Raw genomic sequence first — 21,600 nt, forward strand, 5'->3', positions numbered from 1 at the left:
TGTAAATTAAAATGCATTCTATACTATGCCCAGTCGTCTTAAGACGACTTTGTATATAAGCCTGGGAATTTATTCCAAGGCGATGTGGATAATAGTGCAAGATATGAATACGAAAGATAATTTACTTTGATATTACTTAAATAATGTTAAATTCTAAACATCATATCATAACTGGTAAATTATTGATACAATGGCTTCATCTTAGTTCTTTGAGTAGATTGCCGACTGTACATTAATAAACCGTAAAATTTCCCAAATGCTACTTTAGGTCTAATAAAAATTAAAATAAAGGCATAGACGAATAAGCGAAGTAATCTAATCGTAAAAATAAAATCATTAGTATATCTTTCTAAAGTTAATAGATAACTGTAGGTACTATGACTGATTTTCCGAGAAAGATATCTGTTGGTAATCGATGAAGGTTGATGTAGTACGCCAAAGTCTTTAGTTACTGCAATTAAATACCCTTGATTCGCATAACGCCTACAAAAATCAAAATCTTCGTAATAGAGAAAGTAAGCATCGTCAAATTGCGGACAATCATAAAAATTACGTAGATTTACTATTAGGCTACAGCCGGAAACCCAATCGCAAATAATATAGGGAGCATCTGTATTTGTTAATAAATCTTCAGTCTTGATTTTTCCAGTTTTAGAAATAAAGCGCCCTCCAGCAAACCAAATTTCATCTTTCGGGGTATGAATAATTGTGCCAAGAATGGAAATTTCTGGATATGACTGAAAAAATAAATTAATTTTTTCTAACGAATTATCAGATAAATAGGCATCTGGGTTAATAATCCAAACGACTGCTTGGGAATCTTGGCTATAAATCCACTTCATACCATAGTTACAAGCGCGGCCGAAACCCATATTGTATCCAGCATCGAGAACTTGAACGGATTCGTTGTTAAGTTCTCTAATCGAATCATCATCAGGCGAGTTATTGATAATAAGAGTTGTACACTCAATACTTCGATCCACAGGTAGGGAACCGATTAGTTTGGCAATCAGTTCGGACGAATAGTAGTTAACGGTTAAAAAATAAATCACGATAGTTCTATTTGACAGTCGTCACCAATCATAAATCGCAAGGCTTTAGGACGACGGGGTGCGAGTGTTACCTGCGCCCTTTGTCCTATTAAACTATCAATAATTCTTTGATGAATTCCGGATATCTTAGCACCTTGGAGGACAACACTGTGTTCTAACTCGGTATCTACTAAAGTTGATTCGTCAGCAATGCTGGTATAAGGACCAATAAAACAATTTTCTAAATAACAATTATTACCAATAATTACCGGGCCGCGAATCGTACAGTTAATAACTTTTGAACCACGACCGATTTCCACTCTGCCAATTACTTGACTTTGGCCATCCACAACTCCCTGAATCGATGTTTGTAGGCAGGTATCAAGAATTAAACGATTAGCTTCTAATAAATCGTCTTTTTTTCCTGTATCTAGCCACCAACCTTCAAGTTTACAGGCTAACACCTGCTTTTTCTGACTAATTAAATATTGAATAGCGTCAGTTATTTCTAATTCACCCCTTGCAGAAGGTTGAATACAAGCAATGGCTTGGTGAATAATTTCAGAAAAGAAGTAAACCCCTACCAAAGCCAAATTGGAAGGAGGAACCTTTGGTTTTTCAATTAGTTCTAAAACTTTGCCACTTTCATCAACTTTAGCAACTCCGAAAGCGCTAGGATTATTAACGGCACGCAATAGGATTAGTGCGTCGTGGTGTTGCTGTTGGAATCGTTGGAGAAAATAACTTAAGTCTCCTTGTTGAATAAGATTATCACCTAAGTACATTACAAAAGGCGAATCTTCTAAGAAAGCTTGAGCAACCTTCACAGCATGGGCAAGTCCTGCTGGTTGCTCTTGTAAAATGTAGGTGATACTGGCTCCGAATTTATCCCCATTTCCGGTTTTAGTTTTAACTTCTTCTCCAGTCTCTGGTGAGATGATGATACCGATATCAGTAATACCGGCTGCTACCATTTCTTCGATGCCATACCATAAAATAGGTTTGTTCGCAACAGGTACAAGTTGTTTGGCTCCGGTGTAAGTAAGGGGGCGTAGTCGTGTACCTTTACCGCCAGAGAGGATTAATGCTTTCATATATTTCGAGAATAGGGCATTGAGAGTGGGGCATTGGCAATTAAGTTAGTATAAAACTTGCAGCGAATAAATTTTTTAGCTTTTGTAATTCACCTTTCATAATTTACGAATTACTTGATTGTCGAAACTCTTGAAGCATTTCTCTTAAGCTTTGTCGCCAGTGAGGTGGATAGGATGGAGTAAGCCCCGATATTTTGGCACAATTGAGAACTGAATAGCTAGGGCGAGTCGCAGCAGTTGGGTATTCGGAAGTCGAAATAGGAATGACGCGCTCAATCTTCAAAGGAAAGTTTAATAATCTTGCTTCCTCAAAAATAGCGACAGCAAAGTCATACCAACTGGCTACACCGCTGTTGGTGTAATGGTAAGTGCCATTTTCCCAAGGATTTTTGGAAATTAGTAAGCCTATAGTTTGCGCTATGTCTTTTGCCCTGGTGGGACTACCAATTTGATCGGCGACTATTTTGAGTTCTGACTTTTGTGCCCCTAGTCGCAACATTGTTTTAACAAAGTTGCTTTTACCCGCCGTACCATAAACCCAAGCTGTACGTAAAATTAAGTGGTTGCGACAATTTAACCGAATTGCTTGTTCTCCTGCTAACTTAGTCTTACCGTAAACGCTTAAAGGGTTAGTTGAATCATTTTCCTGATAAGGACAACTGCTTTTACCATCAAAAACATAATCAGTAGAAATATGAATCAATAAAGCTCCTAGTTTTTCAGCTTCCTCAGCTAGAACTTTCGAGGCTATAGCATTAACTGTGTTTGCTAATTCCGGTTCGCTTTCAGCTTTATCTACGGAAGTATAGGCGGCAGCATTAATGATTATTTCTGGTTGGTGTTGCAAAATTTTGTCCCGGAGGGTTTCGGGTTGAGCAAGTTCTACTACCGGGCGTGCTACAGGTATTAGATGACTGTAGGGTTGAAGAGTTTTTCTTAATTGAGTACCTACTTGACCATTGCAGCCAATTAGCAAAATTGATTTACTCATGATGAAACACTCCCTACATTTTCAATCTATAAACTAGTCTATAAATTCTATCCACGTAAAAAATCATATAGGGAAAGGCGATCGCCGATCAATAGTTACGCAACGAGAATTAAGCAGACAAATAATAGTTTACATTAGTATTTTTAATCCTTAAAAAAGAATAATTCGGTCAGTGTTATCACTGATTGCATAAATCAAAACAGAAAATTATTACTTATTTTTATTTAAAATAAAAACATAAATCAATTATTTTTGAGCCATAGTTTTATAACCAAAATGTTGTATATCAGTTAAAATAATCGATTTAATCTGAATTTAAAGACTTATAAGAAATGCTTGTTTTGAATTTATTTTTCAGTATATATACGATATTAAGATTTTGTTAGATCACAAATTAATATAGAGTACAGCAGATGCTGTAATCTTGAATATTTGATGATTAAAATAAAATTTGCTTATAGCATAATCTAGTTGATAGATAAATCTTTGGGTAAAGTTTTTAGCCTTAAATAATTATTTTTGGCAGCGAATATATAAAAGGATATAAAAGCAGTAGTAACTCCTATATCATGATTTAAAATCTTACGGTTAAAAAATAATTAGTGTTAAAGAATACTTATGCTTTATGGTTAAAAGTTTAGTATTTGTTTACATCCATTCTTTTAAAGATTCTATGAAACGCTTATAAATAGGTTGTTTTTCAAAAAAATAACCTACCTCCCTAGAAATACTACTTATAGTAGACGACAAAATTTAGTGTGCTAATCTTGCTATAATTCATACTTGAATGAAAGTTTAATTTTTTCTTAAAATTATAAAACTTCTGGTTTTATGATTTTTAGCCACGTGGTATAGGAACCCTGACGAAAGCAAACGTTTGCAATGTTTTTTTGTGTTGTTCCCTAATAAACCTATGCCTATTAATTTATTCGATGCTAACTTCTATCGCTCGGCTAATTCAGATTTGAATGGCTTAAGCGATGACCAAGCATGGTCGCATTTTAAAAACTACGGTTTAGAAAATGGACTAGAATTCTCATCATTAGTTGATTTAGATTTTTATCGTGCTAGCAATAGCGATCTAGCTGACTTAAATAATAGACAAGCTTACGAGCATTTAGTAAATTATGGTGTCAGCCAAGGGCGGAAATTCTCCTCAATTGTTGACTTGAATTTCTACCAAGAAAGTAATAGTGACTTAGCTAATTTAAATAACGAAGAGCTATTTGAGGATTTAAAAAATCGGGGTATAGCGGCAGGAGATTCCTTTTCACCATTTGTCAGCCTTGACTATTATTTAGCTGATAATCCTGATGTTGCTCAAGCTTTTGGTAAGAGCTATAAAAAGGCATTTGATAATTTGGTAATTGAAGGTTTGAATAGCGGCGATTCTTTGTCACCAGCTTTTGATGCACAATTCTATAAAAATGCTCATACCGATTTAGCGGCTACCACGCTAGATAACGAGCAGCTTTTAGAGCATTTTGTGCTTAATGGCTTAAATGAAGGGAGAGCATCAGCGCCGGGATTTGATGTTAAGTACTATTTGGATAACAATCCTCAATTAAATGATTCAGTGGTTACTTATACCGATGCTTACGAACACTTCGTCACTACGGGTTTGAAAGATGGACTTAATGCCAGTGGATTTATTGAAAGCGACTATGCAGGTAACAGCTTAGAAAGCGCTCATGGAGTAGCTTTAAACTCTGGGGAAATAATTTTTAGAGAGTCTATTGGCAACTCTGACACAGATGATTTCTATAGTTTGAGTTTGAATAATCCCATCAGCAATCTCGAAATAAAAATTAACGGATTAAGTGCAGATGTAGATGTGGAATTATTGAACGGCAGTGGTGAAATCGTTTCTCGTGCAGCCAACAACAGTAACATCAACGAATCTCTCAATATTAATAATCTAGAAACTGGAGACTACTATGTTAGGGTTTTTCAAGTAATAGAAGCATCTGATACTAACTATAATTTGAGCCTGTCTGTGATTCCGATAGATACTGAATCCGACACCATAGTTTTGAATGAATCTTCACCCGTTCCAGCTTCTCCAGCTTCTCCAACTTCTCCCACACCTCAGCCTATACCTGCATCTCCAACCGTAAATCCTCTGATTAAAGAAGTTGTTACACTGACAAATTCTTATCGCAGTCAACATGGTTTGCAACCTCTTACTTTAAATATCGACTTATCCGAATCTGCTCAAGTACATAGTGAAGACATGGCTTTGAATGACTTCTTTAGCCATACAGGTTCCAACGGTACTAAAGTGAGCGATCGCACGAAATCGGCAGGTTATGAATCGTATTATGTAGGCGAAAACATCGCCGCAGGTTACATTGAGGCCGAAGAAGTTGTTAGAGGATGGATGAATAGTCCCGCACATAGCGAAAATATTCTCAATGCCAACTATACAGAGATGGGAGTTGGGTATCATTACCTAGCTAACGATACGGGAGAGATAAACTACAACACTTATTGGACGCAGGATCTTGGCGTGTAGTTTAAACCTCAAATTAGAAACCTTGTCAATACAATGTAGAGGCGTGTTAACGGAACGTGCCCTTCGGGGCATTGCATCACGCCTCACTTGTATAAAGACTAACCAATATATATTCAAGACTTACGCAGCGACAACAGAAAATATAGTGTTCTAGATATTGAGAACCCCCCAACCCTGCTTGAAAAGGGGGAACTTGCGTAAGCCCTAATATTTTTAACATCAAGGAAAAACTTCAGCCATGTTAAAAGATTTACCAGCTGCATCTTTCTCAGAAACAATTGGGCTATTACTTATTTGCCAATCAATAGCTAAATCGGTATCGTTCCAAAGAATAGTACGTTCTCCATGAGGTGCATAATAATCTGTAGTTTTGTAAAGAACTTCTGCAACTTCGGAAAGCACTATAAAGCCATGAGCAAAGCCTGATGGTATCCATATTTGACGCTTATTTTCGGAGCTAATTTCATAGCCCACCCATTTACCGAAAGTAGGAGAGCTTTTTCTAATATCTACTGCTACGTCAAATATACTACCAGCAACAGCGCGTACTAATTTTCCTTGCGGTTGCTCGATTTGGTAATGTAAACCTCGCAGTACATTTTGTTTTGAATAAGAATGGTTATCTTGAACGAAGTTAACTTTAATACTCGTTTTATCGGTAAATTTTTTTAAATTAAAAGCTTCAAAGAAAAAGCCGCGATTATCGTGAAAGATTTGTGGTTCAAGAATTAAAATATCAGGAATTTCAGCAGAAATGATTTTCATGGACTTGTCATAAACTATTCCTGAATCTTTATCGTACTATCATTTGGTAACAAAATTTCAACAAATAATTTAACAAATGATTTTCAATTAATAGAAATCACCAATTTACCACGTTTTACCAAGTCTACCTCTAAAGCCGTCAAAAGTTCCAAAAGTGCAAGCCCATACTTTGAGTAAAACCAAATCGGGTTCGTAACGTATAATCCTAACTATCATATCTATTAGACATTTTAATCTATAGACAATACAAAAATGTAACATTCGCTTATTTGAGTGACGAGTTTCAAAATAAGTATGATTTCGGCAAGCATAGTAATAACGAGATGGAGAACAAATAAAAGTCAAAATTTCATTGTCTATCTTGGAGAATCTATCTTTGACTTGAGAATAATTACCAAGACGATGTTGCATAATTATGTTTTTGACTACGATTATTTCGTAACCTTGGGATTTAAAATTCATACAGTAGGCGTAATCTACTGCATCAAGAAATAAATTACCTTCAGGAAGTTCAACACATTTAGCCGCGCTTAAGTTTACAAGGGAACCTGAAGTAATCACACCATCACAAGTATAGTAATCTTTTGCTTGAGCATATCCAGTTTTGGGTACAAATTTATAATCTTGAAAAACGTATCCTGGGAACTCTTGCAGGGTATTAATATCAAGTATTTGAGGTGAAATTATACCAATATTATATTTTGTAGATAATTCTTGATATTTAGCTAATAAAACTTTTAAACTATCGGCTGCTGGTTGACTATCCTGATCGAAAAGCCACAGGAAATCATATTTTTTTTCAATAGCACATTTTATAGCTATATTTAATCCCCCATCAACTCCTATATTTTCGGGGTGAAATTCAACTAGAATATTTTTATCTTTATTTTCAAAAATAATTTGCTTTTCAGAATTGTCTATAATAAATATTTCTAATATCGTATAAGATTGTTTTTGAATTGCAGTAATAGTATTTTTAAGTGCTTCTATATCTTGATAAGCTGTAATGTAAGCTGCTACTTTAAAATTCAAATTTAATACCATATAGTTAAGAAAAAATTTCGGAAAGAGGCAATAGGCAACAGGGAATAGGGAATAGGGAATAGGGAATAGTATATAAAGCGTAAATAATGTTTTTAGCTGAATAGCATACCAACTACTGAAGAATCATTAATTTTTAATTTTAATAAAAAAACTTTTCAGCTTTAGCCATTGAGTTCTTAACTTCCAAAATTTACTTGATTTCATCGCTGAGATTTTATTTTGAGCGAACTGTAATTCTTGTAATAAAAGTTGTGAATTATTTTCTTGAATGCAAAAGCGATCGGAATATAATTCATCTTGAATAAAACCAAATATCATCTCCGATTTTTGATATTTTTGAGCAATATCGGCAAATTTATGACAAAAATATTTAGCAAGGTTAAGTGCATATTTATTAGTAGTATTTATCATCGAAGTTGCATGAACTCTATACGCACTAAGAACTTGAGGAACGAACTTACAAGTATAGTTAGCTTGGGCTAATTTTAACCAAAGATCGTAATCATCCCAGCCAAACCAACCATACTCAATTAAATCTGTAGAATATCCTCCAACTTTAAGCAATATCTCTTTATTAAACATAGCCATAGCATCAATATAAGGCTGCGTGACTAATTTATTCACATCCCACTCATGACAGGAAATTCTGTTGATTTCTTTTCTCGTATCATTATCAAATTGGCTTATTTCTGCATAAACAGCAGCATATTTATTTAATTTTATTTGTTCGTAAAGCACTGATAGACAGTGGGGATAAATCCAATTATCAGCATCTAAAATAAATATATAAGGTGAATTGGCTTTTTCTAAACCAATATTTCTGGCATCGGCTAAGCCAGTATTAAACCATTTTTTGATTAAACATATAGGTAAATCAGATTTATGCAAATAATCTTCAACAACAGTTGCGGAATTATCGGTTGAACAATCATCAACTACCAACACCTCAATATTTCCTGCTAAACTCGCAATATCTGAATGAGCTACACTATCCAAACACTCGTTAATATATTGGGAATAATTAAAAAGTGTGATTATAACAGTTATACAAGGATTTTTACAATCTTGATATGCCCGATTATATTTTAATTCCCAAGGATTGTGTCCCTTGCTTTTACACAAATTAGCAGCTTGCGATCGCGCTATAACCAATAATCTTTTTTCTTCTAAGTTATAATCCGATCTTTTTATTCGTAATGGTTGAGAAATCTGTTTTTTGAAACTGTGTACATTCTGCTTAAAATATTTTTCTTCTAATTCTTGGTGATTGGCTAATATTTGAGAATGACGATGATTTAATTCTTCTTGGTTTATAACTAATTGAGATTGCTTTACGTGACTAATCATTATTTAACATCCCTAATCAAAAACCTTAATTTACCCAACTTTTAAACCTAAAGAATGCTTAAATTTCAACCAGGCTCCACGTAATTTCCAAAATTTGCTGGTTTCCATTGCTTTAATAATTTGCTGGCAATGTTCCCATCCACTATGAGCTTGCTGTAGCTGATTTTGATTATCTTCCCATTGCTGCTGTACTTGCTGTAATTGTTTTTTTTCTTGCTCAAGCTGTGATTGTTTGTGATTCAACTGAATTTGTGTTTCTTCAAGTAAAATTTGATATTCTTCGAGTCGATTTTTGACTTTTTTAAATTCAATTTGAGTTTGCTGTAAATTATTTTTTTCTTCTTTCAGCAGTATTTCACTCTGTTGCAACTTATTTAAAGTTTGTTCAAATTCTGTACTTTGAGTTTGAATCTGAACCTTTGAGTTTTGATATTCTACTTGCAGATTTTCTAATTTAGTCTCCGAGTTATTTAGTTGCTCCACAACTTCAAAATACTGTTTATGTAAATTTGCATATTTATTTTCTAAAGAAACAGGATATCCTCTCACAACGAATTGCAATGTATCCGCATCTTCATCTTGCTCGATGTCGTTAGTAATATTTTTATCGAAATTATTTTTATCAATAGCTGGGATTAGATCGGAATTGGAATATATAGGTAACTTTGTTCGCTCTATTACATCTATTAAATATCCAGAATCATCAAATAATTGCTCGACTGTTTCGCGAGTAAAAAACCGCAAATGGGTATTATCTAAAATACCAAGTGGTTTATATTCAAAATTCCCTTGTAATAAAGCAAGCCTAATCGCCCCATGAGCTATATTAGGAATAGAAGCAATAACATATCCTTGAGGTTTTAATATATTGCGGGTTTCTTGCAATACCTTCCAAGGATTGCGTAGATGCTCTAAAATATCGCCGAATATAGCTATATCAAATTTTTGCTTAGATATTTGTTCGGATAAAATATCATTCAAAGATACAAAATCTAAATCGGCAACAATCACTTCATCGCAATAATTTTTGGCAATTTTTGCAGCTTTAGAATTAACTTCTACCCCAATAACTTCACAACCTCTATTAGTAAGTAAGCGAGCTAAATAACCTGTAGCACAGCCAAAGTCAATAACGCGCTTGTTTCTTCCTACCAATGACAGCATTTTCTTTAAACTGCTGTTGTTATCTAAATCTGTTTCTAACAAATTTACTAATGAAGGATAATCTTTTTCCAAGTCGGCATTCATAGCATTATGCTTTTGTTGGTTTTTGTTGGTTTTATTGGTAAGTTATGCTGTAATACCTTGACATTTATTGGTGTATCTACCAGAGCATGAATCCGCTTCCCCGTATCTGGCGGCAATACTTGAAAAACTATGGCGTTATCGATCCAATCAAATGTCATTGCCGTATAGTTTTCTGCACCAGCTACCGTTAAACTATAGGAGCTTGGACGTAATGGTAATTTAAATGTAAATTCAATTTGTAAATTAGTTTCTGCTGCTAATTTTCCAATAGATTGATTTTCTTCAATCGTATTACTACCAATTAGTTCGTTTCCATTTTTATCGCAAACGAAGAATCCGATAATGCAGCCCTGTAACTCTTGATAAACCCGTACTTCAATAACAAGCTTTACTTGTTCGTTAAATCCAAAAATAGGGCTTTCATCAGCTTCTTCTCCGCCTTGATGAAATAGCTGTACATTTTCAATTAATGCTTTACGACTTCCTCTACGAGTTTGTTCTAATTTAATTGCAGAAGTTTGTTCGCTGGTACTTTGAGCAACTGTATTATTATCAACATTCTCTTCCGATGTTACCAATCCTAATTCACTTTCTGTCACCAATTTCATGTATTTGATAATTACATTGTTGGGAGTATCGGAAGCGTAAATTTTCCCAGCATCAATCATTACTGCCGAATTACATAAGGTTTTAATTGCACCAGAATCGTGAGAGACAAATAACGTTGTCACACCACTATCCATCATGCTTCGCATTCGTCGCATACAGCGGTGTTGGAATACAATATCCCCCACAGCTAAAGCTTCATCTACAATTAAAATTTCCGGCTCAACATTTACCGCTACCGCAAAAGCCAAGCGAACAAACATCCCACTTGAATAAGTTTTTACCGGCTGCTCGATAAAATCACCGATATCGGCAAAAGCGGCGATCGCATCAAATTTATCTTCAATTTCTTGTTGAGTTAATCCCAACAATCTGGCATTGAAAAACACATTTTGTGTTCCCGTAAACTCCGGATTAAAACCGCTTCCAAGTTCTAAAAGTGCCGATACCCTACCCCTAACAACTACCTCCCCGACGGTTGGTGTTAAAGTACCTGCAATAATTTGCAATAGCGTACTTTTACCGGAACCATTGCGCCCAACAATTCCTACTGTTTGTCCTTTTTTTATCTCTAAATCAACATCTTGTAACGCCCAAAAATGCGAGATTCTACTTTTACCCGGTAGCAAAATTTCTTTTAATCTATCTACCGGATGAGCATACCTTTGAAAGCACTTTGAGACTTTTTTCAAAGAGATTGCAATGTCTTCACTCATTATGAAGGCTGGTAATTATAAAAACCGACAAGTTAACTTACTACCCTGTTTGAAGCTGGTTAAGATGCTGCTGTAATGTCAGTTTTTAATTATTCCAGTCGATTGTAGATAGTTTTATTTTGTTTGAGTTGCCAATTTGCCGAATTATTCGATAAATATAGGACTTACGCAAAGCCCCCCTTAAAAAGGGGGGTTGGGGGGATCTTAACATTGGGAATACCTAATTTTATGTCCCTTACGGGGCACGCTGAGCCGCACGCTCCGCCTGAACGCTAACGTTGCGATTGCGTAAGTCCTAAAATATGAAAAATAAATCTCAATAAGTGCTTATAACCGCCTTGGAATAAATTCCCAGGCTTATATACAAAGTCTACTAAAGTAGACTGAAATATGAATAGTAAGCGCTGTTTTGGCTCTTCTTTAATAACTAAAGATCGCCCTCACTCTGGAAGAGTGGGGCTACCCAAACAAAGCCCACCTGCGTGGGCTAAATTCGGCGTATCTTTATAAATAAATGGTATTACTACTAACTTAATATATGATTGTAGATAAAATTTTCACAGGATTTTAAAAATTCCTAACTATCTTAATTTATTCAAAATATGGTTATTATGAATATAACTTTTGTCCGTCTGGACGTTGAGAATCTATTGTTTTTTTAAAACTTTCAAAGAATTCTTGTCTAGCTATGGATTCGGATTCAGGTATATTTTGAAAATGTTGTATTCGTTTTCCTAAAATTTCTATGGCTCGTTGGTTTTTCTCTAATTGCTTATTTTTATCCCATACTGCTGTTTCTTTATCTAGTTCTAAAGTCTTTTTCAAAGTCTGAGCATCTGATAATTCTAGATTAATAGGGTTAGGATACCCTTCCAAAAGTAACTGATAACTACCATCGGTAGTATCGTTAGGTGGTAGCAGGGCTATAAAACGGGCTACATTTAATATCTTTCCACTAGGAAGTTCTATCGATTTATTCATTCAAAATAATTTATACTACTTACATATTTATTTTAGCTTTTTGTGATGAAATTTTTACAGTTAAATCTTAAACACAATTTTTTTATGGTGCCTTCGGCTATGAAAAATTAGTAATCTGTAATATTTTAAAATAATTAGGAAATTTTGGAAAATTAATCCCAACTTTTACCTAGTTTACCTCGAAAACCATCTAAAGTACCTTTTAAACAAGCCCATATTTTTAAAAGTTTCTGTTCTGAATCATGTAATAAAATTAAAATAATATGATGAATCAGATATTTAATTCGTCGCAAACAGCTTGTAATGATATACCAACTTTTTGCATGGCGAGTTGCTAAATAGGTATGATTGCGACAAATATAATAATGACGTAAGGCAGAATATTGTTGAAAAATGCTTTCTTTATTGAAAAATTTAACTTTAAGTGGATTACCAAATTTATGTTCTAAAATGGACTGAGGAACTATTAAATTGTGATATCCATTTTGTTTAAGTCGTAGTCCATAATCCATATCTATGCCGTCAATAAATAAATCGGCGCGTGGCGAAATATTTTGTTTGGCAGTTGCTATAGATACTAACGAACCAGAGGTTATAGGAGCATCACATTCATAAGGATAATCATTGTTATGCTTACATCCAGTAAAATGATCTTTAACAAATATTGCACCCGTAATAACTTCGTTTGTTCTAAGATCAATTGAAACAGGAGCAATAATGCCAACAGAATAACTATTATTTAGTTTTTCGTTATAAACTTTTAGAAGTGTTTCTAAACAATTCGGCTGAGGAATACTATCTTGATCGAAAGTCCACAAAAAATCATAACCATGTTTAATAGCAAATTCAAATGCTATGGTTATACCACCAGAAATTCCAATATTTTCGGGATAATTAATAATTTTGATATTATTAGCAATTTCCTGTCCGCTGAAATCTAATTTGTTTTTTAGAGAATTATCTATAATTAAAATTTGTGCAATATCGTAAGTTTGATTTAAGATAGCTTTGATACAGCTTTTAACTGCTTCTGGATCTTCATAAGCAGTAATATATGCTATAACTCTTTTCTGAATTAAAATGTTCAAATTTATATTAATTAGATTGTAAATGTTTAAAATTTATAAGCAAAATTAACCATATTTTATACATATAAATTGAGATTTTTTTGTTGACTACTGTTGATAATTTATTTATGCTATCAGTCTTGATACTATAGTTTGACAAATATATAATATTACTTTTTTTGTTTTTAGGGACTTCCAAATATGTTTAAATTCGTTAACTTCTTTTAGATATTTAAATACAATAATTGTTACTATTCCTACTTGAATACGCCACCTCTTTCTTTCATCCAATCATCATCTATAATAATTCCTAAAGCTTTTTTTAAACGAAGCCATGCTACCCTTAGTTTCCAAAATTTGCTACTTTCCATTGCATTAATCATTAAGTTGAGTTTTTGTAGTTTTACCTGTTGTTCTTCAGTAAGAGATAATGAAGCATTACTATAAAAATAAGCTTTACTAATTTTTTTTGCAGATATGAACTGTTCTAGTTCTAATGTTTCACGAACGGTCTTATTTGTTAAATATAGTTCTAAATATTGCTGAGCCATTTTTTCATAAGATAATAAAGGATAGTTTTTTGTATTCTTCTTAATCTTAATATATTCTTGATGATTACTTTTTATATCAATTAGAGTTTCTAATAGATTATCAGCAGAAGCAGATTTACTTACCCACCCGACTTCAAATTCTTTGACTCTTTCAGATGCTGCACTTAGAGGAGTGGTAACTACAGGAATACAATGTGCTATAACTTCATCAACTGTTAAGCAGTAAGTCTCCGCCCAAATATTAGGAAATATTGCTATATCAATTTGCTCTAAAAGAACAGCTAAATCTTTTCGAGAATACTCACTTCTAATTGTCACATTCTGTATATGTTTGGGTATATTTAGATTAAATCGACCAATAATTTCAAAGTGAAATTCTTTATTCAATTTTTGATCTTGCGATATTTTATCTAATAATTGGATAAATATTTTTGAACCCTTTGCTATATTTATAGAGCCTACTAAAGCTACCTTAATAGGACTCCCGATAGAAAGATCAGTTTGACTAATAAATAATTTTTTATTTTTTTTATCTATATCTGATTCAGTTAAAATACCATGTTTGATTACTTTAAACTTACAACCATCAAGTTTAAGATGATTATACTCTCTTTGAAAATAAGATAATGCAGTTTTAGATGGAGCTATAATATTAACTGCTCCTTCCAGTAGTTTTTGACAATAGTGCTGCCACTGATGCCTTAATTCTTTTCCTTCATTAAATAATGATTGAACGCAGGTTTGACAATATTCCCTAGTTTTATGTTCATAGCAGAAATTTTCTTTATAATCAATAAGATTGTAGCTAGGACATATTAAATAGTAGTCGTGTAAAGATATAAAATAAGGAATGTTTACCTGTTTTATTGCCGAGACTACATCGGCAATGGGCAGACCTTTTATATGATGAATATGAAGTAAAGTCGGCTGAAAATAGCTAAATATTCCTACAAGTAATTGTAAGAAATGAGAACTATGGTTAAAATAATTGTTACCATATGGACGCTGAAATTCACAAGGAAATTTAAAATTTAACTTTTGTTGTTTATAAAATATTTCCAATTCAAGCAAATTAGCATATTTATTATAAAAAATATTATATATGGGTCTATTCTGAGATAAATTTGATATTAATGCTGCACAGTGATACTCTGTACCTCCGAGTGGTTGATTAACGGCAGTATCTACACTATTATGCAATATAAAGCATATAGGTGATAATTTTTTTAATTTCTCTATTTCTAAATGAAGTTTTATATTATCAAGGATATCGTTTAACGGATTAGACTCAATAAAAGAGTATACTTCAGGGAAATACCTTGGATGCAATTTCGCTAAAATTTTGCTATTATCTTCTATTAGCTTTTGTTTATCTGACTTAAATGATTTTGATCCTGCATGGTAAACAAATGTAGCATCATCAACTATATGGAAATATCCTGTTTCTGAAGCTCTGCAACAAAAATCATTTTCTTCTCCATAGCCTCTATAAAAGTTAATTTCATCAAACAAACCGATATTATTTAAAACTTCTCGTTTTATATAGGTACAAAAACCAACAGCCGTAGGAATTCTAGGGTATTTGCGTAAAGAAGTTTTTTCAATTAAACTAGCAAAACTTAAAATAGTGTGTCCATCAGGAATTTCATTCGATTCTAACCAATTAGGAACTGAACATATAGTTCCATTATTTGTTAAAGGGGTAACAGTAGCAACATAATGACTTGAATAAGCTGCAAAAACTAACTTTTCTAGCCAGTTTGGCGTAACAATAGTATCACTATTTAATATTACTACATCAGTTAATTGGTCAGACTCGCGAAATCCAATATTACAATTTTTCACAAAACCAACATTTTGTGAATTTCTAATAAAACTTATATGAGAGTATTGAGATGATAATTCATGAATAAAGTTTATAATTCTTCGATCTGTACTTGAATCATCCATTAACAAAATTTGATGTTTGTCATCAGTATTAAGTAATAAAGATTCGAGACATTTTTTTGTGTCGTGGTAAGCATTATAGATGGGAACAATGATGCTAACAGTATTATTCATATTAAGATATTCATGCATCTTTTTATTCAACAATAAACTAATCGAGAGTGCCAATAGATTTTTTTTCTCCAACAACCACCATAAAACAAGGTTTAATTAACCTTATTTTTGTAAGTAATTCTTCAGTAAAATAAACTATCCTAATTTTGATTTTATTAATCAGCTTAGTTTCATCTATGTTTTGAGCAATACCTTCAAAGATAGGATATGTTAAACCTCCATGGATAACGATTCTAAGAGGCTTAAAATATTTTAAAAATTGTGGTAATAATTCTTGAGAATTACATGCTTCAGATGGATCGAATTCTGGTGGAGTGTGTTGTATCCAAAAACCTTTAACTTTACCCATATGAGTGGTTCTAGTTTTTTTCGATGGAAAAAGTAAAAATAACAAAATTGCCGCAAATATATGATTAGTTAAAGGAATCTGTAAATATTCCGCTCCAATCCATTCGTAAAGATAAATTAGCCCATTTTTATTTAATGCTTTGTGAGCTTGATAAAATAAATTTCCAAGGTTGTAAACGTGGTGAATCCCGTGACAGCCTACTATCAAATCAAAGGAATCTCTCTCCAATATTAAGTCGTTACAATCAATTAAATTGGGTATAAAATTAATATTTGAGTTTGGCTGGTATCTGCCTAGAGAAACTTCGCTTAAGTCGTAACCTTTAACTTCACCAAATTGGATGAATTGTTCTAATTCAAAAAAACCTCTTTCTGATTGCATATCACCGCAAACTAATGCAGCTCCTTTGAGATTATTTAATTTAGATTGCGGCAATCTCTCAGCTAATAATTTGTGGATTAAATGAACGCTTGACTCTCCACCCGAAAAATTATAGGATGTTTTATTTTCAAAGTAAGAAATTGAACACCAAGCTACAGACCTAACTTTGGCAATATCTATATTGTTCCAAGTTTCTTTTGCTTTTTCTAAGTTAGAATTATTCATAATTCAGTTTTGATAATTAAAAAACAATCTGTGCCATCAATTAATGAATTAACTTAAAATAATCGATATTATTTATCATCTAATTTGATAGCCTTTTTTAAATTAAGCCATACACTTCTTAACTTCCAAAATTTACTATTTTCCATAGCATTGATATTTTTTTTAAGTGTTTCTATTTCTTCTTGCAACTGAATAGTTTTAAAAGTTCCTTCATCTAACTTATGTTCGCGTTCCGATATATTATGATGATAACTACTATAGTAACAGCCTTCTTTGAAATTAAGTTTAGTTCTGTTATGGGGAGCAATTCTAAAATAATTTGGATTTACATTATAAGGACAGTAATGAGTTACTAAACTCCGTCTAGTCTGATTGGGATTAGCGTGATTAATTTTAGACCCTCCATGAACAAGATCGGCTGACCAAATCAATACATCTCCTTTTTTTGCTTGAAACTTCTTCAAAGGTAAATTCAATTTTTGAGATTTGCTGTGAAGAGCATCTAAATATTCATGATGCACTTCTAAACTTTGTCCATCCCAATGTTTATATATTCCTTCAAATAAAAATTCTTCTATTTTATGACTTCCTTCATAGTATATTAACTCTCCACTTCCATATTCTATGTCTTCTAACGCAATCCATGAAGCTGCTAATTTCATAGGTGAAGAAAGCACAACATAAGCAGTATCTTGATGCATACCTTGTTCCGTACCTATTTCAAAAGAGAGACTTTGAAATGCTAAAATATTCTGATCAAATATAATTTCTAAAAATCTTAGAATTTTGTCAGCAAACATTGCTTCTAAACACGATGGATAAAGGGCATAAAAATCAAGGATTCTACATCCTGGCTCATCTCGTTTGGAAGTATGCAAACTACTTGTTCCATAGCTACCAGCTGCTACCTTTACACGGTTGTCTAATGATTTCCAAGCTAGCTCAATATCAATGTTTATTTGATCGATCACATCATGAGGAACGGCATTTGGAATAATTACATATCCTTTCTCAACCCAATGATCTAATAGCTGTCTTTCCTGTGCGGTGATAATACCTGCGGCTAATTTTGCCTCAACCTCTTCATGAGCATTAGCCATATCAGTCCAAAGCCCACCGAAATAGCTTCGATATTTAGATGCATTTAGAATCATATCTACTGTATATCCTTAACAATTATTAGTTTTTCAGTCTATATTTCTGAAGCTTACTACGTCTTGAAACTTATACCAAGCTTTCCTTATTTTCCAAAACTTACTGCTTTCTACGTCTTTAATAGTATTTTGGGCTATTTGTAATTCAGCTTGAGTTTGTTGTAATTGCGATTGAGATTGTTCTAATTCAGCTTGGGTTTGTTCTAATTTGGATTGGGATTGTTCCAATTCAGCTTGGGTTTGTTGTAATTGCGATTGTGATTGCTCTAATTGTGCCTGAGTTTGTTGTAGTTGGGATTGGGATTGTTCTAATTGTGCCTGAGTTTGTTGTAGTTGGGATTGGGATTGTTCTAATTCAGTTTGGGTGTGTTGTAGTTGGGATTGGGATTGTTCTAATTCAGCTTGGGTTTGTGGTAGTTGAGATAAACAATGCTGCAAAGTTTTGTCTGTTTTCTGACAATGAGTCTCAAGGGATTTTAGTAAATCATCGAATTCATCAATATATATAGAGTCTATAGGTATTTGTATTTCGTCCAATCTATCAGAGCATATTGCAAGAAAATATATCGGCGATTTCAAACTACAAACCTGTTGATTTAAATGATTAAAACTTCCTTTATAAGCCTTTAGGTGTTTGTGCGAAGTATTTTGTAATGGAAATACAAAAGATCCAATCCCTAATCTTTGTCCATTAAATTCAGTATATTTAAAGTACCTGTTAAGTAAGTTAAGAAACTCATCATAGTAAAGCTCTTTTACATGAAAAGGATTAGAATAATTAGGTTCATCTGAATAAGTTAAGCGATTTGGAGACGAAATTATTAATACTCCATCGGGTTTTAAAACCCTTTTTATCTCCTGCATCATTTCTTCATGCTTATCATGATGTTCTATCGTTTCAAAAGATGTCACCACATCTATAGAATTATCTGCTAAAGGTACCGATTCGCAAGAACCTATTAAAAATTTAAGGTTTTCATAGGTGTAATATTGTTTAGTTGCATACTCTATAGCTTCTTCACTAATGTCAACTCCTACTACAGATTGAGCAACTTTTGTTAATAAAGCAGCACCATAACCTTCGCCACAAGCAATATCAAGTACACGTTTACCTTTAACAAATTCTAAACATAAAGCATATCTATGTAAATGTTCATACTTTATTTGACCATCTAAGCTAGGTAAATATCTTTCACCAGTAAATTTCATAGTAATTTCTAATCTTTAACTCCTACTAAAGCTTGAGCGCAAGGATATTCAATAGAGAACAATCTACACTCTTGAAATCCTGCTTGAATTACTTGCTTCCAAGCATCACAACCATATTCAGTATGTACTAAAAAATCTGCTTTATTATCCTGAGAACCATGATAACTAGGTGGTAAACCTTCACGGTTAATAGTTAATCTATCTACAATCATAGGTATTGTAAAAGCGCAGTAACCCCCTTTTTTTAAGACTCTAAAACACTCTGACAAACCTCTAATTGGGTGTTTTATATGTTCTAAAACATCGGAATGAATAATTAGATCAAAATACATATCTGGAAATTTGATATTCATCATATCGATTTCTGGATATTTCTTAATTGTATGACCAGATAATTTTGACAAAAATGGTGTTAAGCTACCTGCCTCATTTATTTCTAAAATATTTAACTTGTTTATTTCTTTTTGTGTCACGAAATTTGTAAATATACCTTTATATCCATAAATTTGCATTATTGCTAAGGCTAATGCCATTGAACGTAAATTAGAATTACATTTTACACAGTGCAATCCTTGTTGTTTATTAATATATTCACATTCATGGCTACCTATACGCCATTCATCTATCAATTCTTGCCAAAGAACTGGATTGTATTTAAACTCATTGGAACCGCAACAATAACAAATCATTGGACTAAGAAATTTTGGAATAATTGATGATCTCTCAATGTTTTAAATTCATGGCTTACTTTAACATCTGTAAATCTGATAAAGCCAAAAGTTAAATCTGTAACTCCTGACTCTAAAGTAACGGCAGCTTGAATCCAGTCAATCATTTCATGATTTTCTTGGCTACCATCAGCAATAGCTGGTTCAAGAGAATAACTATCGTTTTTGATATGAGGCCATTTGAATTTAAAACTAACACAAACTGTTTGATTCTTTTTTAAAGGAGGTAGTTGATACTCATATTGTTTTGTATTCCAACCAGCGATTGAAACTCTTAATCTATCAAACATAGATATGCCGAAAATGGGACTAAGAATATCATCATGGCTAACTATTGTTCCCTTAATTATTAATGTTTCACCCGGTAAGACAAAAGCAGTTTCTTTTTCTCGATCATCCAATATACTTAAACTTAGAATCTCACATCGGCCTGTACCAAATCTTTTAAAATTAGAAAAACTAAGATAGTTTATTTCTGTATAAGGATTTATGTTTAGACTATCTGCTTGCTTTTGAGATTTAACTTCTAAACTGCCGTTATTTATCTCTTGATTTGTAAATTCTTGATTATAAATTCTTGAAGCTTCCGACTCACTTTTAATTCTTTGATTAATTTTGTCATATATCCATGCCTGATATGACTTACTTACTTCTGCTGGATTACCTCGTTCGACTAACTTACCTTCATTAAGCCAAAAACAATTGGTACAAAGGCGATTCACAGAACCTATATCATGGGAAACAAATAAAATTGTCCCATTATTATCTTGAAATTCTTTAATTTTTGCCATGCAACGATGCACGAAAACTCCGTCTCCTACAGATAAAGCCTCATCTACAATTAGAATTTCTGGTTCAACATTTATCGCTACCGCAAAAGCTAGACGAACAAACATTCCACTTGAATAAGTTTTTACGGGCTGTTCAATAAATTCTCCGATATCAGCAAAAGAAGCAATATCATCGAATTTGGCTTCAACTTCTTTTTGACTTAACCCTAATAATCGCCCATTAAAAAATACATTTTGCCTTCCGGTAAACTCTGGATTAAAACCACTTCCTAACTCTAAGAGTGCAGAAATTCTTCCTTTAACATTCATCTCTCCTGTAGTAGCTGCTAATGTGCCAGCAATAATTTGTAGCAGCGTACTTTTCCCAGAGCCATTTCGCCCTACAATGCCTACAGTCTGCCCTTTCGGTATTTCTAAATTAATATCTCGTAACGCCCAAAATTCTTGAGCATAAGTCTTCTGAGGTAATAAAAGTTCTTTTAAACGGTCAACCGGATGATTATACCGCTTAAAACACTTAGAAATATTCTGGAGTGAAATCGCAATTTCTTCACTCATAATAATGTAAATCCTACAACGCTCACACCACACTCGACATCAATAGATTCCCTGGTAATCATAATGTATCCGGAATAACTTTTATACTTAATTTCCTTTTTTAAAAGTATTTTCCAATGTTAGCTACAGCTATGTTTTAAAGGATAGAATATTACTTTTTCGCATCTTATATCTCACGCTTACTAATG

Annotated in this window: 17 protein-coding genes; 1 reads left to right on the forward strand and 16 read right to left on the reverse strand. The window is 33.1% G+C overall.

Going from position 1 to position 21,600, the window contains the following annotated elements:
• Nucleotides 1-179: 179 nt before the first annotated feature.
• The 3 genes from ACM03V_RS20815 to rfbD all read right to left on the reverse strand — a co-directional run bounded on the left by ACM03V_RS20815 (nt 180) and on the right by rfbD (nt 3,116).
• Nucleotides 180-1,052 carry a glycosyltransferase gene (locus ACM03V_RS20815; protein ID WP_414622704.1) on the reverse strand — a complete coding sequence of 291 codons (873 nt, stop codon included), beginning with the start codon at nt 1,050-1,052 and terminating at the stop codon, nt 180-182.
• Nucleotides 1,049-2,125: a glucose-1-phosphate thymidylyltransferase gene (locus tag ACM03V_RS20820; RefSeq protein ID WP_414622705.1), complete on the reverse strand. Its 1,077-nt coding sequence runs from the start codon at nt 2,123-2,125 to the stop codon at nt 1,049-1,051. Before ACM03V_RS20820 ends, ACM03V_RS20815 begins: the two co-directional genes overlap by 4 nt.
• A 103-nt stretch (nt 2,126-2,228) precedes the next feature.
• Nucleotides 2,229-3,116, reverse strand: coding sequence for a dTDP-4-dehydrorhamnose reductase (gene rfbD, locus ACM03V_RS20825; RefSeq protein WP_414622706.1), 888 nt, complete (start codon nt 3,114-3,116; stop codon nt 2,229-2,231).
• 913 nt (nt 3,117-4,029) lie between these two features.
• Here rfbD and ACM03V_RS20830 point away from each other — a divergent pair.
• Nucleotides 4,030-5,631 carry a CAP domain-containing protein gene (locus tag ACM03V_RS20830; RefSeq protein WP_414622707.1) on the forward strand — a complete coding sequence of 534 codons (1,602 nt, stop codon included), beginning with the start codon at nt 4,030-4,032 and terminating at the stop codon, nt 5,629-5,631.
• Between the two features lie 219 nt (nt 5,632-5,850).
• Here the strand turns inward: ACM03V_RS20830 and rfbC are convergent, their stop codons facing one another.
• The 13 genes from rfbC to ACM03V_RS20895 form a co-directional block, all read right to left on the reverse strand.
• A complete protein-coding gene (gene rfbC, locus ACM03V_RS20835) occupies nt 5,851-6,396 on the reverse strand; it encodes a dTDP-4-dehydrorhamnose 3,5-epimerase (RefSeq protein WP_414622708.1) in 546 nt (181 codons plus the stop codon).
• 105 nt (nt 6,397-6,501) lie between these two features.
• On the reverse strand, nt 6,502-7,440 hold the full coding sequence (locus ACM03V_RS20840) for a glycosyltransferase family 2 protein (RefSeq protein ID WP_414622709.1): 939 nt from the start codon (nt 7,438-7,440) through the stop codon (nt 6,502-6,504).
• 126 nt (nt 7,441-7,566) lie between these two features.
• Entirely contained in the window at nt 7,567-8,787 is a 1,221-nt protein-coding gene (locus ACM03V_RS20845) for a glycosyltransferase family 2 protein (protein WP_414622710.1), read from the reverse strand.
• 30 nt (nt 8,788-8,817) lie between these two features.
• Nucleotides 8,818-10,035, reverse strand: a complete 1,218-nt coding sequence (locus tag ACM03V_RS20850; RefSeq protein WP_414622711.1) for a methyltransferase domain-containing protein — start codon at nt 10,033-10,035, stop codon at nt 8,818-8,820.
• Nucleotides 10,032-11,357: an ABC transporter ATP-binding protein gene (locus tag ACM03V_RS20855; RefSeq protein ID WP_414622712.1), complete on the reverse strand. Its 1,326-nt coding sequence runs from the start codon at nt 11,355-11,357 to the stop codon at nt 10,032-10,034. Before ACM03V_RS20855 ends, ACM03V_RS20850 begins: the two co-directional genes overlap by 4 nt.
• Before the next feature lie 609 nt (nt 11,358-11,966).
• Entirely contained in the window at nt 11,967-12,338 is a 372-nt protein-coding gene (locus ACM03V_RS20860; RefSeq protein WP_414622713.1) for a hypothetical protein, read from the reverse strand.
• A gap of 152 nt (nt 12,339-12,490) precedes the next feature.
• Entirely contained in the window at nt 12,491-13,426 is a 936-nt protein-coding gene (locus ACM03V_RS20865; RefSeq protein WP_414622714.1) for a glycosyltransferase family 2 protein, read from the reverse strand.
• A gap of 236 nt (nt 13,427-13,662) precedes the next feature.
• The gene (locus tag ACM03V_RS20870) at nt 13,663-16,017 is read right to left on the reverse strand and encodes a glycosyltransferase (protein ID WP_414622715.1); all 2,355 of its coding nucleotides are present in this window, start codon (nt 16,015-16,017) and stop codon (nt 13,663-13,665) included.
• Nucleotides 16,018-16,054: 37 nt separating this feature from the next.
• Nucleotides 16,055-16,972: a class I SAM-dependent methyltransferase gene (locus tag ACM03V_RS20875; protein ID WP_414622716.1), complete on the reverse strand. Its 918-nt coding sequence runs from the start codon at nt 16,970-16,972 to the stop codon at nt 16,055-16,057.
• A gap of 68 nt (nt 16,973-17,040) precedes the next feature.
• The gene (locus ACM03V_RS20880; protein ID WP_414622717.1) at nt 17,041-18,126 is read right to left on the reverse strand and encodes a phytanoyl-CoA dioxygenase family protein; all 1,086 of its coding nucleotides are present in this window, start codon (nt 18,124-18,126) and stop codon (nt 17,041-17,043) included.
• A 33-nt stretch (nt 18,127-18,159) separates the two neighbouring features.
• Entirely contained in the window at nt 18,160-19,335 is a 1,176-nt protein-coding gene (locus ACM03V_RS20885; RefSeq protein WP_414622718.1) for a class I SAM-dependent methyltransferase, read from the reverse strand.
• An 8-nt stretch (nt 19,336-19,343) separates the two neighbouring features.
• A complete protein-coding gene (locus tag ACM03V_RS20890) occupies nt 19,344-19,964 on the reverse strand; it encodes a class I SAM-dependent methyltransferase (RefSeq protein WP_414622719.1) in 621 nt (206 codons plus the stop codon).
• Between the two features lie 56 nt (nt 19,965-20,020).
• Nucleotides 20,021-21,412: an ABC transporter ATP-binding protein gene (locus ACM03V_RS20895; RefSeq protein WP_414622720.1), complete on the reverse strand. Its 1,392-nt coding sequence runs from the start codon at nt 21,410-21,412 to the stop codon at nt 20,021-20,023.
• Nucleotides 21,413-21,600 lie beyond the last annotated feature (188 nt).

Origin of the sequence: Calothrix sp. CCY 0018 (assembly GCF_963920925.1) — a bacterium.
Classification (GTDB): domain Bacteria; phylum Cyanobacteriota; class Cyanobacteriia; order Cyanobacteriales; family Nostocaceae; genus Rivularia.